We start from the raw sequence: 16014 nt of genomic DNA, 5'->3' as shown, positions 1-16014 counted from the left end.
CCCTTTCTTACAACAAGCGAGACATATAATATTCATCATAGAACTTTCCATCAATAACTAGAGAATGACGTTTGGTTCCTTCAACTTCGAAACCACACTTTTTATAGAGGGCTACCCCTCCATCATTTTCTGTGACCACTGTCAGTTCCAGCCTAGAAATACCTTTAGCATGAGCCCATTCTGATAAGGTTTGAAACAGTGCTGTACCAATTCCTTTTCCTCGGTGAGCTTCAAGAACACCAATGACAAGGTATGCGGAATGCCTCTTCCTTTTGACCGTACCTCCGACCGCCATCAGGTATCCAACTAAGTGCTCCCCTTCTTCAGCCACAAATATCGTTGCATTTTCCTGTTTTTCTATATGTAACAAATTCTTCCTTTGTTGCTCTAATGTTGTTTGTCTCTCTCCAGCTTCCATTAGCATGAATTTGGAGCTGTTTTCGACTTTCTGGATCAACTCAATGAACTTTTCGGTATCTGCCAATGTTATTTCTCTTATTTCCATAATACGACTACCCCTCTCTAAGCGATTGATAGATTTGCTTTTTATCCTCCTGAACTATGATTAGATAGTGGGGGGCATTCCCTTTCTTATATGAATCACCTTCATCTAAGTAAAGCTCTGTTCCTTTTGCAAGTTTTGTGGCGTAAAGGTTTCTGAAGAACCAGCTCGATGATGTCTTTTTCTTGATTTCCCCCACCATATCACCTTTCTTCAAGTCACTTATCGGCAGCCAGTCATGATCGGTTACATTCGAGTAGATCAATCCTTCGAACTTGATGATATCGGCATCTTGGTTTCCGTTCAATATTTCACTTGCCGTAGGATTACCGATCGTGCCCGGAAAAGATGGAAAATGGTCAGCTACTACAAGCAGGGCGATCAGGATGACGCCAATACAAAACGAAGTAAAGCCGATGATTTTAACATTCATTTCACCTTCAGCACCATTCGGATCGTCTTTAGGATATGCCCATCAAAATCGTCATCAAATTCATCTACTAGCTGAAACCCTTTCGCTTTATAAAACAGCAGCCCGGTTTGATTTTCTTTTTCAACATTTATGTAGACCGTTTTTATTTCAGGTATATCAGCAATTCCTTTTTGAAGAAGCAGCGTCCCAGCCCCTTGGCCTTGTTGATCTGGAAGCAAATAAATCGCTCCTAATTCAACTTCTCCACCCTCTTTAACTGGTGAGAAATTTGCAAAGCCGACGATACCGCCATCGACTTCAGCTACATACAAATACGAACCGTCCAGACGCCTTTTCATCTGTTGATCCGAATAGGCCATATCCAGGAATCTATTTTGTATAGCAACAGGAATGATTCCTTGATAGGTGGCATGCCAGCTTTTTCTGGCTACCTGGATGATGTCAGATAGATCCTTTTCATTAGCATTTCGAATTGTCACACTCATTTTTTTGCGCCTCCCTTTCTCCCGAAGGTTGAACCAATTATAGCATTTATTACCAAAAGTAAAAGCACAAGCGTCTTGGTCACCCCCGACAAGCTTAAGACAAGCCTCGTCGTGACGGTCTCTGTTACAGAGAGGATTGACTTAAGACCTCGAGGGGGTAGACGCTGTAGCTGGAGGAAACCCACTAGCTAAAGTTATCCACTGCTTGATTTTTTATAATTTCCCATATAAAGAAAAAAGCATCGTCTGTTGACGATGCCTACTCGTTATCGATGGAAACAATCTTCTTTTGCCCCCATGGAGCGATTGCCACTTCGACGATCATTTCTCCAGCTTGTTCTTCCAATTCCCTGCCTGTATTTTCTTCTACATAATACCGATTGATGCCATAACTGACTCGATGGATTTTCTCCACCTCACTGCTCCACTCATATTTCGCCTGGACAGCAACCTGGTTGTCACCGGGGTCATACATGCGATTGGAGGCTTCGACAACTTCGTAGATTCCATCTTCCCGTCTCTCCAATAACACATGAATCATGTCTCCGTAAGATGCCTCTTTCTCAACATTCCATTTTTCAATCGGGATCTGTTCAATTTCATAATTCAGTGTCACATAGTCTCCATAAAAAAGGTCCCTCGGGTCAATCGGTTCTGTTCGAAGCTTGATAGATTCACCTACAGCATCAATGGCATAATAAGCGGCTGACATCCCAATCAGAAATAAAGCCTGAGCTGCAACGATTACATAAAAAGCGATACGCTTCATGCCGCACGCCCCCTTTTCACCTTCCGCCGTTTCTTCTCAAGCAGATAGCTTAACAGGAATAACAGCACCCCGCCAATGAAGAAGAACAGCGACTTATCCATGAAGTCCCATGCCAAGTGCGTGTAAGCGACGAACGTACTGATGACAAAGCCGATCGTCCCTCGATTGATTTGTTCAGGTGCTTCCTGGTCATACCCATGCAGCAGCCACCCCAGGGAAAATCCGAATAGCAGAAGTAAGGCGATCAAGGAAGCACCAGGCAAATAAAATACTGGAAGAAACAGAATCAGTGTAATTGCATGGATCATAGGGGATTTCATCCAGATGTAGAACACTACCGCACCCATGACCACCAGCCAACTGATCAGGAAGAATAGACTCCCTTCTGTCCGGACTGCGGCATAGTCATTTTCCAGAAAGAAGACTTGCCAAATGACCAGCAGGAATGCTGCGACCGTACTTGCCCTTTGTAAAAGATACCCATTCATACGGTCTTTACCTATTGTTCCTACTCCATACAAAGCGAGCAAATAAATGAGTAGCCAATAAAACGCATGCTCTTCTGCAAGGACAAGGACAAGCGATTGGATCAGGTAGCTGATGGAGAACAACATACTGTAAGTCCTGCTTGGCTGATGATAGACAAAGTATCCGAAACAGAACAGCAATAACAGCCCAAGCCAGAGGTTGAACTCAAAGTAATTGATGCCACTGTAAACTTGGCCAACGGTCGTAATTCCAATCGCCGTGATAAAAAGCACCTTTTCCTGATAGAATCCGAATACAAGGTAAGCAGCTAATGCCCACACAAGAAATGGGACAGCAGTCATGAACGTGTAGTGATACATCTGCCCGGTCAGGAACACTCCTGCTCCAAAAACAAAAACCGCGATTACAAGCAAACTCACGCCGACTGCTTTTGATTTATTCCTGTAGACCAACTCCCCGGATATATAAAAGGAAAGCAGCGCAATCAAGATGATTGCCATTCGTGACATATCGGAAATTTGGGACCAGTTGGAGGCAATGAATGTCAGGAATCCCAGTCCGATGAAAATTGACGCAAAGATCAGAAGCATGGAACGATTGTTTTTCTGCGGATACAGCATCAGAACCTGCTTGAACTGACTTTCCGACAAAATACCCTTTTCCACCCATTTCCTTCCCTCTTTAGCTACCTGGTTCCTGTTCATCCTCCACCCCTTCTTTCTGTTCAGGTCTCACTTTTTCGTCTGAGCGGCTGTTTCTTACCATACGTCAATGTCCGCCAAAGCCATTCCAACGGACCAAACCGGTACTTCGCGATCCACCATTTACTTAAGAAAATTTGACCAGTAAATAGGACGATTACTATCAAAGCACTTTCCAAAGGAGAGACGTTTCCATAAAGTCCGAATCCCACAGAATAAAATAGCAGAAACGAAATCAGCGACTGCAGAATATAATTGGATAGGGACATCCGCCCTACATGTGTCAGTGGTGAAAGAAGCTTGGTTCCTGCCTTTCTGGTACTGAGTAAAGTCAAACCTACAACGTAGAAGATGGCAGAAGCTGATCCTCCTATGTTGTCCTGAAGCACCTGAACCCAGGCAGGATTCCCAAACGCATAAGGTCCAGCTTTCAGCAGTATGAAGAGCACGAAACTGATCACCAATGCAATGGATAGGGTTTTTCGATGTTCCAATGGTTGATGGAGCCATTTTTTTCTCGCTGTGTACATTCCAAGAAGAAACATCGGTAACAGACTCATGATCAGAAATGGCCAATTTTCCGGTCCATTCGCATAAATCCAGTCATTATAATTCTGCTTCCAGATTTCAAGTAGCGAGCCGTCCCCATAATTCTGTTTGGCAGCAGTGATCGCCGGATAATTCATCCAGCCATCCAGTTGATCCCTTATAGAATAAAGCAGCATCGTGAACATCGCAGTATAAACCGTAAGCAGTCCGAATGCCCATATGAGAAGTGTCTTCGCTTTCCGGTTGAAGAATAAAAATAACAAAAGTCCAATCGTTCCATATGATAATAAAATATCGCCGTGCCAGATCAAAAATGCATGGATCATCCCGAATCCAATCAGCACGACCAGCCTTCGAAACAGAATTAGGCGATGGGTCAAACCCTTCTGTTCCAATCTATCTTTCATAACTTGCAAACCGAATCCGAACAAGAAGGAAAATAGCGTGTAGAAACTTGCCTGGAAGAAAATATCGACAATTGCCTGAACCCAGCTATCTAAAGGCTCTGACCAATAAACGTCTTCCCCTCCATACAAAAAGTAAGGAGCATTGAATGCTGGAACATTTACCATGAATATACCTAAAATCGCGAGTCCACGGGCAGCGTCGATCCAGCTTAGTCGATTCGCTTCCCGGAGTGGTGTACCGTAATCCCTCAATGTTTTCCCTCCTCTACTTTCATTTTACGTGTTTCATCCGGTAAATCATACCGAAATTTATCGCGCTTACATAATACAAGGAGGTGAACCTATGCCAGCAAGTGTCGGAGCGATCAAAGTCATCAGTGTATCTTCATCCAGTATTTTCAACATCGGGGATGTGTACAACATCGCACCGATCAGTACTGCAAAAACGTTTGCAGGTGGTGGTTCCTTCAACACAGGGGACGGAATAAGAATCGACTTGAACCGCTCCATCACCTATGTCAGGGATCAGGATGTCGCTGACCAGTCCAACACAGGAGTGATTGCCTAATGAGTATTACCATCCATCAGTCGATCTGCATCCACATGCTCAAGGTCGGGGCAGTGACGAACTCTTCCGTTCTTCAGATCGGCAGTGCCGGAACCATTCAATCAAGAGCTGAATTATACAATACTGGAGGGTTTGAAGAACCTGCACCTGAAGCAGAGCCACTTGGAGGAGTAGCGACTTATGCGCCTTACGAAGGCACACCCCTTGTTCCGCTCGGTCCGACGTAATAGATATCTCAACTTACTTCGTCACACCTCCGCCCAATTCGCATAAATTGTATCAAACGCCTAATTCCAAGGTGACTACATCCTGATGAGCGAGGAGGGACTTGAATGTACGATTACAATTCTTGGCAAGCTTACATGCAGCAGCTAATGGAGCAGCTTACCCAGCAACAACAGGAGATCAAAGAATTATATAAGAAAATCGACAGCCTTGAAAAAAGTCACTCCGAACAGCCAAAAACCGTTATCGAAAAAATCGAATACAAATTTGACCAGTTAAAGATTGAGACACTAGAAGGTACGCTCCATATAGGATTATCCCCTTCTGAATTACAGGGGATCGAAGACACGACACTTTGGAATCAGTTACCGAACAATCCGGTTGAAAAACCAATGAATCAGACCATCCTTGAAGAACTCGATCAATATATGCTCAGAGATGGAAAAGCGCTTATCCGAAGTCTGGCGGAAAACAATCAAACCGAGTTAAGGCAAGGTCTGGATGATCAAATCATCCAGGATATCAGAGGCCAGCTTCCAAGCCGCATCGGTCATTACGAACAGATGAGTCCGAAACCGGAGGCAGCCGATACAATCCAACGCATCAAACAGGAAATCAATGATTCGATTTCAAAATTCTTTCATGATAAAAAAGGAGACGATCAACGATGAGTTTCATCGTCCATAATTGGGGATTGCACGTAGGGAATATTGAAGTGACAGGTGTAACATCTTCATCCGTTTTTTTGATTGGAGATAATGAACAAATCCGATTGAACTCTTACTTTGATACTCCAGCGGAATCCCTCATCATCGGCACCTATGTGCCTTTATCAGAAGGTCAAGTGACGCTGGAAGATACAGGTGAAGCGGGTGATTAAACGGGAAGCACGAGTGAATTGGATTAAGGTCACATCGGTCACGACCGGATCCACTTTTGCAATCGGGGACACTGCACAGGCAGACCCGTATTCACGTGTTCTTGCGGTCCAGAAAGAAGGAGCAGATTTCACGGAAGATGAATTCAAGTTCGAAGATTACCCCATCTTCACAAGACAATTAAAAAGGGAAATAGTAGCCCTTCCCAAAAGCGATTGTCATATCCACCACAACCCTTACATTCAAGTCGACACGATTCGGGTATTTGGGGTATCGACCGCTTCAGTCATGCAGGTCGGCAGTTTAGGCTCCATCGATGCCGAGTCAAGGACGAAGCATATACGTTTCCTGAGGGATGAACGAAACGGAGCGGATGACATACACTGAAGAGAAGCTTAAAGGAGGATGATGAATGCCTTCCATAGTAGGACCAATCAAAATAAACAGCGTAGGTGGAGGCGTAGTCAACTTTGGTGATGCTTTCTACCTTGCACCGAAGAGCGCAGCAAAGACGAACTCAGGTTCAGGTTCCCTTAACACAGGCGATTTCATTTGTACGAATAACGGATTCAGCTCCACCAATCCGTTCGACCCGGATGTCAACGACCAAAACCTTACGGCAAACGCATAAAGAGGATGTCCCCAAACGGAGACATCCTCTTTTATCTTTTTCGGCGATTGGCCTTTCGGGTAGTGATTCTCTTTTCAGGGTCCTGCTTTTTCACCCACTTCAAGTATTTATACATATCCGGGTGATCACGCAAGCGCTCTACAGTATGATAGAATGCCGCTAATTCCTGGTTGGTGAACAACGCATGGACCTGTCGATGGCAGGCACTGCATAGATCTGCAACCGGACCATCCGCGCCTCCATGCTGTTTCGGAACCAGATGATGGACCGTTGTGGTAATAGGCGAACGCATACAAAGGTCACACGTATTTCCATCATTCATCGCTTTGCACCCTTCCTACACATCAAGCAGCAGTTTCCCGTCGAAGAAATACAGACATGTTTTCACGACAGGTTCTCCCCATATCTTTTCCAATGCATGCTTATATAACTCCAGTTGGGTCTGATACCTGTTCTTCAATTGCACTTCCAACTCTGGTGTCATTTCTTCCTGGATGGCATCTGTTTTATAATCCAGAATCAGCCAACCATCCTCATACGGGACGACACAATCGATGACACCCTGGATGAATACCGTTTCATCTGTCGGCTCTTCCCAGTTGGCATACACTTCATCTGCAGGTAAGGTCAGACTGAAAGGAACCTCTCTTTCCAATTGGTCCATCTTCAGCATATACTGCCCGATCGTCGTCTCAAAAAATTTGGCTATCGCTTCATAATCGATAACATCTGCTTCTTCCGGCCGAAGGATTTCTTTCTCCACCAATTTCAAAACAAATTCCTCTACTTCTGGAGCTGAGTACACACGTGTAAAAGGGATATGCTGCATGACACTGTGCATCGCTGTTCCCCTCTCTGCTGCAGAGAGACGTTTCGTTTCCTGCATGAAACGCGGCCGTTTGATGATCGGTGCCTTGAATGGGAGGATCAGTTGATCACTGCTGTACGTATCTTTCACTTCCCGTTGCCGTTTAATCTCGGTAACCGTCTGTTTCGCTCTTGATACAACCGCTTTCTCATGAGGATAGCGGAAGTTCAACCTTCGCTCGACTTCTTCGTTTTCTTCCACATCTACTTTCTTCCATTCTTTTACCGCAGCTTGAAGCCGCTCATCCCGTTTCTTCTCCCATTCTTCCAATTCATTGTACATACTGCCGTGATGGATGCTCACTTTCCATTCCGATTCGTCTTTATGGATGTCTTCCGAAGTCATCACTTCGATCGTGGAGTCGCGAAGATCCTCAGCATGGTGATGGCGGATCAATGCCGGACCGACCCAGTCCAAGTAAGACTTCGCTTCAAGACGCTCGTGTGGCGGGAGCACCCATGACGGATGATCCAAAAATGACTTCCATTTCTCCTGTTTCTTCTCGAAAGATGCGACATTCCCAACCATGACGAGCTTTTCTTTCGCTCGCGTAAGGGCGACATACAGTACACGCATTTCTTCTGCAATCAATTCCCTCAACTTCTCCTGCTTCAGGGCATGGTGGGCAAGTGTCGGATACATGATACGTTTAACCGGATTGATATATTTCGTTCCAAAGCCATAATCTTTATGCAATAAGTACTTCGCACGCAGGTCCTGCTGGTTGAACTGTTTGTCCATCGCACCAAGAATGACCGCTGGAAACTCCAATCCTTTACTCTTATGGATCGTCATGATTCTGACTACATCTTCCTGTTCGCCAAGCGCCCTTGCCGCACCTAAGTCATCGCCTCTTTCTTCCATACGTTCAATGAACCTCAAAAAGCGGAAGAGGCCCCGGAATGATGTAGATTCATAGGAGCGCGCACGATCATAAAGTGCGCGAAGGTTTGCCTGTCGTTGTCTTCCACCAGGAATCCCGCCTACGAAATCGTAATATCCGGTTTCTCTGAAGATATCCCAGATCAATTCGGACAACGACCCTTGTCTTGCTCTCGTCCGCCACGATTCAAGCTGATTGAGGAACCCTTTGATGCGACGGGTCGTATCAAAGTCTTTGTTGTACACTTTCATCGCCTCATAGTACGTCGATCGTTTCTTAGCCAGGCGGATCTGCGCGAGCTCCTCTTCATTGAATCCGACAATCGGTGATCGCAGGACCGACGCAAGCGGAATATCCTGCTGCGGGTTATCGATAACCTTCAGCAAGCTAAGCATCACTTGTATTTCGATCGCTTCAAAATACCCTGTGGAAAGCTCTGCATAAACAGGGATCCCCTGTTGTTTCAGTTCTTCGACGATGGTCGGCGCCCAAGTCATCGAACGCATCAGAATGACAATATCGCGATATTGGACGGTGCGTTGAGTTTCGGTCGCTTTGTCGATCACCTGCAACGGATCTTCTTCCCCGTGACCAAGCCAGTTCCGGATCAATTGTCCATAGGCTCGTGCTTCAAGCTGAGCTTTTTCGAGATCGCGATAATCTTCCTGTTCATTCTCCTGATCATCTTCAGCTGCCTCTCTGTCGATCAGAAGCAGCTCGGCATCTGTATCCGAAGAAGTTAGTTCATCATAGATCGTATTGCTGTAGATAAGTTCCGCATCAGGTTCATAATCCATTTCTCCGACTTCTTTATCGAGCAGCTGTCTGAAAATATAGTTGGTTGCTGTAAGCACTTGTTTACGGCTCCTGAAGTTCCGAGCCAAATCAATCCGCTCACCATCTGTAACTTGTTCTTCCTGCGACCCGAATCGCTGGTATTTATCAAGGAATAGCGTAGGTTCTGCATGTCGGAATCGATAGATGCTCTGTTTAACATCCCCTACCATGAACAAGTTGCCCGCCTGGTCCCCATCAGTGAGCAATTTCAGTAGCGTCTCCTGCACATGGTTCGTATCCTGATATTCGTCTACGAGCACTTCCGTAAACTTCTGCTGGAACTCCTCCGCTACAGTGGACGGGAGGATACGGGCAGGTGTCGACTGTTCATCTCTAAGAACGGCAAGACAGTAATGTTCCAAATCAGAAAAATCGACGATCGCTTTTTCTTTCTTCATTTGCGTATAGCGCTCGCGGAACTCTTTGACGATCTCGACTAAAGTCGAGATGACCGGATACAATTCCTTCATATCATTCAGATGTCCAGCAAGATCACGATTGAACCAATCCTCGGCCATCGATTTCCATTTCTTTTTATACTGCTCGCGTAAAGCTTTCACCTTGTCTTTCTTATCTTCATCACATTCCACTTTTTTTCTCGAAAGTGCCTTGAATTTTCCGGCCTGGATATATGGCTGAAGATCGGTCCAGGAAATGTTTAGCAGCCCTTTGGCTTCACGGATCATCAGCAGGTCAGCATCAATCGCTTCCGCGTAGTGGTGAGGGCCGTCACTTTCCCTTGTATAATTCAATGCTTGTTCTGCCTGGACTTCCATCGCATCAAGCTGGCTTTTCACTTCCCTCTTCAACGTTTCCAGCCAGACGATGTCTTTGTCTTCGGCTTGTTCATCTACGTTATACATATCCGCCATTTGGTCAAGCCACTCTTCCGGCCACGGATTCTGCATAGCGAAGATATACAGATCAAGGACGAGCTTTTCAACTTCGAGGTCACTACGGTCATTCGAGAACCGATCGACCACCGCAAAAAACGCTTCACGCTCCTCCCCTTCTTTGCCGTACCAGTCTTCAAATAAATCCTCCAACACTTCCTGCTGAATGAGATCTGCTTCGATATTATCTGCAATCCGGAAGTTGGGATCCACATCGAGTAAATAAGCGTATCTTCTCACTACATCCATGCAAAAAGAATGCAACGTAGAGATGGAGGCGCTCTGTAATAACGATAGCTGTTTTTTCAAATGAACTGAGCCAGGATTCGCTTCCAGCGCTTTACTTAACGCAGTTCCGACTCGATTACGCATTTCCTGGGCTGCTGCATTGGTGAATGTCACGACAAGAAGGGAGTCGATGTTCACAGGCGCTGTTTCATGAAGCAGCTTTTGAATGATCCGTTCGACGAGAACCGCTGTCTTCCCGGAACCGGCAGCAGCAGCTACCAGTACATCCGATCCATGTGTATAGATGGCTCTCTCCTGTTCTTTTGTCCATCGAACCATCACGATCCCTCCTCATTGGTTTTATTGATCAGTTTCTCAAATACTTCATCATCTTTCATGCTTTGCAATTTACGGAATTTATTTTCTTCCAAGGTCGGATCGAACTGGCAGACAGATCGATACGAACAATGCGTACAAGGAATCTGTTGATTTTGCTGATATGGATTAAGCTCCACTTCACCATTGGTGATATGCAGGCCAGCTTCCGTCATCAAATTGCGGATATACATCTGCAGGCGCCAGAACATATCGGCGTCTGCAGTACTTGAGTATTTATAAAAGTCACCCTTCGCGCTGATTCCTGCAGGAATGATTTTACTGCTTCCTTTTTCAAGACTTGTATCCATCATCTTGGCAATCTGCTGATTCTCAAGCAGCAGCCCCTGCATCTTGAACTTCTTCAGGATTTCGTCTTCGATCTTGTCATCTGCCAGCTTCTCTTTACCGGAAATCAGAGGGTTATGGACATGGAAATAAAGGACGCCTGCCGGGGTAGCCTGTGCTCCGAGCCATTGCTCGGCATTTGCCAGCACTACATCTAGGTAGGACAGCATTTGCAACGCCAAACCGTAGTAGACATCAACTAGGTTCAGCCCTTTTGCACTGGATTTATAGTCGATGATCCTTAAGAACAAGTCCTCTTCATTCAATGCTTTATCCACACGGTCGATCCTCCCGCGCAATACGAGTTCAATACCATTCGGAAGATCGAACGTCATTGCATTCAGATCCCCTTCGGTTCCCGTTCCGAAGCCAAGCTCCAGTCCTACCGGGGAAAAGTTGGAGTGTCTTGCTTGTTCACTTAGCACAAATGCAGCCCGTGCGATGACGTCCTGCAGCTTCCGCTGAATGTACTGGTAGCGGTTGGAACTGTGCAGGATCTGGTGCTGCAGTATCGGCGCCAAATCCTGTACTGCACGATTGGCATACGTCGTGCTTTCCATTTTATTCAACTGGGAAAAATCGCGGCCGTCCTGCCTGATCCACTCGGTGATTTTCTTCAGAGCTTCATGGAACAACTGTCCGATATCAGGCGCGTCCAGCTTATAAGTCCGACGCTCCTCCAGCTGAAGGCTGTATCTGGCAAAGTGCTGATAGGAACAGCGGTGATACATCTCAAGACGTGATACGCTCGCTTTCATCTTGTCCGGATATAAGTGGCGGGTCGTTTCCTCCGATAAATCGACCGGCTGGTTCTTATAGAACAGACTTTGCAGCACGCGGTCAGTCAATCCGCCCTTCTCGTCATGCTCCAAGTACCAGTTCAGCACGCTCCACCAGACGGATTCCATTTGATAGCCTTTCAAAAACCGTGCAAGCTGCGATGTCAATGCCGATCGCGTTTTCGTTTCTGTAGTGATGAACCTGGATGCTTCCTCCAAGTCATCCGGATCCTGAAGGAGGATGTGGTCCTTACAGGATGGGAACAGTTCCTCAAGCCTTTGGATGATCTGGGAAGGTGTTTTCGATTTCCCTTCTTCATTGCTGAGCGGGTAGCTGACCCATAGCAGATCACGAGGAAGTGTCAAAGCAAGATAGACGTAAAAGCGATCGTCAAGCAGCTGACGTTTGCTGCCATCGGCAAGCTTCATGCCATGCTCAGCCAGAAGAGAGCGTTCCTCTTCACTGATCATTCCGTCACTTGGCGGTTTCATCGGCCATATCCCTTCTGTTACTCCTAATAAGAAGGCAGCCTTTATTCCTGAAATACGAGAACGGTCGACACTACCGATGATGACGTGGTCCATACTTGGAGGGACATGGGCGAATTTAAGCGACTCCAGTCCGCTTTCCATTGTGCGGCGGAATACTTGGAGAGACATGTCTTCCTCGCCGACCATTTCCACCATTTCTTCAAGCAGCTGAATGACAGCATCCCATACTTGTTCCTGCTCTCTCCCTTGTTCGATTTCACCAGTTTCATCAAAAGCGTTTCGCCACTCCTCGAGTTTTTCATTGACAGATAAGGATTCAAGCCAGCTGAAAAGCACGCGGCATTTCGCTTCAATCGTAGCAGCTGCGCGCAATCCTTCATCGAATCCTTCAATCGCCTTGACGATTTGCTTACGATACGCGTTGATCCGCGCTTCCTTTTTTCTTTCTTCATCCGTCTGGGAACCGCGGTCGAACCCTTTGAAACGCTGATACACCCAAGGTTCATCACTGCACCATCGGGAACGGGACCGGATCCCGTATTCGAGCACATAATTCTCGAGTTCATCAATCGCATCTTCATCAAGCGGGTACCTGGAATCGGATGCTGGAATGAACCCGGTTTTCAACAGGCGGAATACTGCATCATAACGCCAGTTTCCTTCTACAACGTCCAATCCGGAACGAATCAGTTCCACCAAAGGATGATTGAGCATCGTTTTCTTTTCATCAATGAAAACTGGAATTCCGTAATCATCGAACACTGTGGCGATCAAATCATTGTACACCTCGGGTTCACGCATCAGCACGGCGATATCCTTGAAACGGTATCCACTATCCCTGATCAGACTTAAAATCTTCTGAGCCGCTCCTTCGACTTCCGCCCTCGGATGCACTGCCTCCGCAATATGGATAGGTGCTTCCCCCTCATATTCCGGCGCAGGGCGTTCATCGAAATATCTCTCTAAATGCTCGAAGTAGGGCCGGTTTTTAAAACGCCCTTCCAGGTGATCGAGCACATCCACGCCTTCTATAGAAAGTCCTGACTCCTTCGCCATCGTTACCAGCGTATCGAACGTTTCCCCTGTCTCATGGAACAGATCCAGTTCGGACCTGCCCTCCTGTTTGGCTTCATCCAGTGTCAACGTGACGGTTACACTGGATACTTTTTTCAAAAGTGCTTCGATGACCATCAGTTCCTGTGGCGTGAAGCTGTGGAAACCATCAATATAGACCTCCGCACCGTCAAGAGAAGCCGCCTGCGGAATGTGGTCTGTCAGTAGCTGAAGCTGATCTTCACTATCAATATAGTTATCTTTCAGCGCATCCATCAGAGATTCGTAGATATAGGAGAGGTCTTCCAGTTTATTCTTCAGAACCTGTTCTCCTTCATACGTGTGGGTGAACTTATCCATTTCGGACAGCTGCCCCTTCAAGCCATCCGGAGTGATCCGGTAGCGTTTGAACTCTGTGATCATACCTTCCAGCTGCTCCATGAATCCTTGCTTTTCAATCGCTTTCTGAAATACACGCCAATCAGAAGTTCGTTCATCGGTAATCTTTCTCAGCATCATCTGGAGACCCGTCGAACTTATGTAATTTCTCGTACTTCCTCCAGTCTCCTGGAGGATGCGCCATGCCAACCTCGAAAAGCTGAACACCTGGGCACGGATCGCCCCTTCTACTCCAGGCTGTTTCAACAGTGCATATTCCTGCTGAAAGGTCATCTGATCTGGTACTAGGTAAAGTATCGCTGGACCTTTCGGAGCAGCAGTCAATTTATCTGCTATCTCTTCCAGACAGGTGCTGCTTGTCTTCGCACCGGATCTTCCAATCAAAAAACGGATTCCCATCGCCCGTACGCCTCCTTTTTCTATCACAACCATATGTTCCTGGACATATCGTGAACTATATCATGCGTTTTCGATGAGGTGGTACAGATGAACAAGACACTTCAGGCCCTTGTCCTGATTCTATCTGGCACGCTGATTGCCAGCAATCTCTATACCATGCTGCCGCTGCATCCATCACTTGCTGTGCAATTCGACACGACTGCAGCAACTACCTCGCTTACAAGTACACTATTCATACTTACCTATGCATTCGGTCTGCTGTTTTTCGGAATTCTTGCAGACATCGTTCCAAACACCCACACATTGAAAGCGGGTATGGCCGCTGTCACGATTGTTACAGGTGTCATTTTTTTCACGGACTCTTTAATCGCTCTCTGCATATTACGAGCGCTTCAGGGCTTTTTTGCTGCCAGCTTTGCACCTACTGCTTTCAGCTATACCTTCAAAACGTTTCAAGATAAACAGCAGGCATTTGTCATTGCCATGATCAATACCGGATTTCTGTTTGCCGGCATTCTCGGCCAACTGATCGCTGCTTATTTTGGACTCACTTACGCTTACCAAACGGTCTTCCTTGTCTTTTGCTTGCTGTACGGACTATGTGCACTATTGTTCCTGTTCAGTCTCCGTCCGACAGACAAGGTTGACGAGAAGCAGCGCGTCCTTTCCCTGTCTACCATTTTATCATTTTTCGTGCATCGTTCCTTGCAAAAACTCTACGTCATCACTTTTTTCCTGCTGTTCACCATCATGTTCTTCTACAGCAGCTTCGAGTGGTTTGCAGCCCGTGCAGATACCAGCCTGATGTTCACGCTTCAGCAATTCCGATTGATCGGTCTGGTCGGCATCATCCCTGCTTTCTTTGTCCGCACCTTACAAAAGCAACTCGGATCATCCAGGTTGTTGTCCCTGTTCCTGCTTTTGATGGTGATCGGTTTCCTTCCGGCGCTCATTCACGTCAATTCAGCCACGCTGCTATTCGCTTCTGTCATGATGATTGCTTCCACTTCGGTCACCATTCCAATGGTCATCCTGCTTATCGGAACGATCGCAAGTCATCGTAGAGGCAGTGCACTATCGTTCTATTCTTTCCTGTTATTGACGGGTGCAAGCTTCGGCCCTATGATTGCACCAATCTTTTCGTTTGGAGCAATGCTATTATCCGTCACCTTACTTTTCATCGGCCTTACATGCTTAGGTGCAAAAATAACCATACAAAAAACCACTGCCGAATCTTGATCCGACAGTGGTTTTCTCTACTGTTAGAATTTCAGTGCCAGCTGGGACATCGGCCAGTAGCGGACATCCACTTTACCGACAACGGTCTCTTTCGATACGAAGCCGAAATAACGACTGTCGAGACTATCCCTTCTGTTATCACCCATTACGAACAAGTGCCCTTCCGGTACCTCGCTGTAACCTGTCACTTCCTCCAGGGTGAAATCATTGGTGAACAAGTCTCCATCGTTCGGCCTTAATGTATCGAGGTAACGTTCCGGCACCGCTTCTCCGTTCACATACAGCATGTCTTCTTTGAATTCGATATGGTCGCCCGGAACACCAATCACCCGTTTCACGTAATCCTCTTTCTGATTGGCGTGAAACACGATGACATCTTCTCTGTGTATGTCTTTCCAATCATAAATCACTTTATTTACCATCAACAAATTGCCGTCGAACAGTGTCGGTTCCATTGATTCTCCATCGACGATGTAACTTGCAAACAAGTAAGAACGGAAAAACACTGCCAACAATACAGCAAACAATACTGTGCGAATGATTTTCCAGTAGGTTTTCATTTTCATGTTCTCTTCCTCCAAAGA

General features: G+C 46.3%; 17 protein-coding genes. 7 read left to right on the top strand and 10 right to left on the bottom strand.

What is annotated here, in order from left to right:
- Nucleotides 1-7: 7 nt before the first annotated feature.
- The 6 genes from ACFQ2J_RS01230 to ACFQ2J_RS01205 form a co-directional block, all read right to left on the bottom strand.
- On the bottom strand, nt 8-505 hold the full coding sequence (locus tag ACFQ2J_RS01230; RefSeq protein ID WP_386055825.1) for a GNAT family N-acetyltransferase: 498 nt from the start codon (nt 503-505) through the stop codon (nt 8-10).
- A 7-nt stretch (nt 506-512) separates the two neighbouring features.
- Nucleotides 513-935, bottom strand: coding sequence for a hypothetical protein (locus ACFQ2J_RS01225; protein ID WP_386055824.1), 423 nt, complete (start codon nt 933-935; stop codon nt 513-515).
- Nucleotides 932-1420 (bottom strand): GNAT family N-acetyltransferase, encoded by a 489-nt coding sequence (locus ACFQ2J_RS01220; RefSeq protein ID WP_386055822.1) that lies wholly within the window; start codon nt 1418-1420, stop codon nt 932-934. Before ACFQ2J_RS01220 ends, ACFQ2J_RS01225 begins: the two co-directional genes overlap by 4 nt.
- A gap of 259 nt (nt 1421-1679) precedes the next feature.
- Nucleotides 1680-2189: a GDYXXLXY domain-containing protein gene (locus tag ACFQ2J_RS01215; protein WP_386055821.1), complete on the bottom strand. Its 510-nt coding sequence runs from the start codon at nt 2187-2189 to the stop codon at nt 1680-1682.
- Nucleotides 2186-3382, bottom strand: coding sequence for a DUF2157 domain-containing protein (locus ACFQ2J_RS01210; protein ID WP_386055819.1), 1197 nt, complete (start codon nt 3380-3382; stop codon nt 2186-2188). The genes ACFQ2J_RS01215 and ACFQ2J_RS01210 overlap by 4 nt, the downstream gene beginning before the upstream one ends.
- A gap of 20 nt (nt 3383-3402) precedes the next feature.
- Nucleotides 3403-4587 (bottom strand): DUF418 domain-containing protein, encoded by a 1185-nt coding sequence (locus tag ACFQ2J_RS01205; protein ID WP_386055817.1) that lies wholly within the window; start codon nt 4585-4587, stop codon nt 3403-3405.
- A gap of 91 nt (nt 4588-4678) precedes the next feature.
- On the opposite strand from ACFQ2J_RS01205, the gene ACFQ2J_RS01200 reads away from it, so the two are divergent.
- The 6 genes from ACFQ2J_RS01200 to ACFQ2J_RS01175 all read left to right on the top strand — a co-directional run bounded on the left by ACFQ2J_RS01200 (nt 4679) and on the right by ACFQ2J_RS01175 (nt 6637).
- Nucleotides 4679-4903: a spore germination protein gene (locus ACFQ2J_RS01200; protein ID WP_386055815.1), complete on the top strand. Its 225-nt coding sequence runs from the start codon at nt 4679-4681 to the stop codon at nt 4901-4903.
- Complete coding sequence (locus tag ACFQ2J_RS01195; protein ID WP_386055813.1) at nt 4903-5130, top strand: spore germination protein GerPB; 228 nt, start codon at nt 4903-4905, stop codon at nt 5128-5130. Before ACFQ2J_RS01200 ends, ACFQ2J_RS01195 begins: the two co-directional genes overlap by 1 nt.
- Nucleotides 5131-5235: 105 nt before the next feature.
- Nucleotides 5236-5799, top strand: a complete 564-nt coding sequence (gene gerPC, locus ACFQ2J_RS01190; RefSeq protein ID WP_386055811.1) for a spore germination protein GerPC — start codon at nt 5236-5238, stop codon at nt 5797-5799.
- Nucleotides 5796-6008, top strand: a complete 213-nt coding sequence (locus ACFQ2J_RS01185) for a spore gernimation protein GerPD (RefSeq protein ID WP_386055809.1) — start codon at nt 5796-5798, stop codon at nt 6006-6008. Before gerPC ends, ACFQ2J_RS01185 begins: the two co-directional genes overlap by 4 nt.
- A 13-nt stretch (nt 6009-6021) precedes the next feature.
- Nucleotides 6022-6393, top strand: coding sequence for a spore germination protein GerPE (locus tag ACFQ2J_RS01180; RefSeq protein WP_386055808.1), 372 nt, complete (start codon nt 6022-6024; stop codon nt 6391-6393).
- A 25-nt stretch (nt 6394-6418) separates the two neighbouring features.
- A complete protein-coding gene (locus ACFQ2J_RS01175; protein WP_386055806.1) occupies nt 6419-6637 on the top strand; it encodes a spore germination protein in 219 nt (72 codons plus the stop codon).
- Nucleotides 6638-6668: 31 nt separating this feature from the next.
- Here ACFQ2J_RS01175 and ACFQ2J_RS01170 read toward each other — a convergent pair whose 3' ends face one another.
- From ACFQ2J_RS01170 to addB, 3 genes are read right to left on the bottom strand one after another with little or no spacing between them, the layout of a single operon-like run.
- Nucleotides 6669-6959, bottom strand: coding sequence for an HNH endonuclease (locus ACFQ2J_RS01170; protein ID WP_386055804.1), 291 nt, complete (start codon nt 6957-6959; stop codon nt 6669-6671).
- 15 nt (nt 6960-6974) lie between these two features.
- Entirely contained in the window at nt 6975-10685 is a 3711-nt protein-coding gene (gene addA / locus ACFQ2J_RS01165; protein WP_386055802.1) for a helicase-exonuclease AddAB subunit AddA, read from the bottom strand.
- Nucleotides 10685-14191, bottom strand: coding sequence for a helicase-exonuclease AddAB subunit AddB (gene addB / locus ACFQ2J_RS01160; RefSeq protein ID WP_386055800.1), 3507 nt, complete (start codon nt 14189-14191; stop codon nt 10685-10687). The genes addA and addB overlap by 1 nt, the downstream gene beginning before the upstream one ends.
- An 87-nt stretch (nt 14192-14278) precedes the next feature.
- On the opposite strand from addB, the gene ACFQ2J_RS01155 reads away from it, so the two are divergent.
- A complete protein-coding gene (locus tag ACFQ2J_RS01155; RefSeq protein WP_386055798.1) occupies nt 14279-15430 on the top strand; it encodes an MFS transporter in 1152 nt (383 codons plus the stop codon).
- Nucleotides 15431-15453: 23 nt separating this feature from the next.
- Here the strand turns inward: ACFQ2J_RS01155 and lepB are convergent, their stop codons facing one another.
- Nucleotides 15454-15996, bottom strand: a complete 543-nt coding sequence (gene lepB / locus ACFQ2J_RS01150; RefSeq protein WP_386055796.1) for a signal peptidase I — start codon at nt 15994-15996, stop codon at nt 15454-15456.
- Nucleotides 15997-16014 lie beyond the last annotated feature (18 nt).

Origin of the sequence: Thalassobacillus hwangdonensis (assembly GCF_042675915.1) — a bacterium.
GTDB lineage: Bacteria > Bacillota > Bacilli > Bacillales > Halobacillaceae > Thalassobacillus_A > Thalassobacillus_A hwangdonensis.
This window is presented reverse-complemented; position numbering and strand designations above follow the sequence as displayed.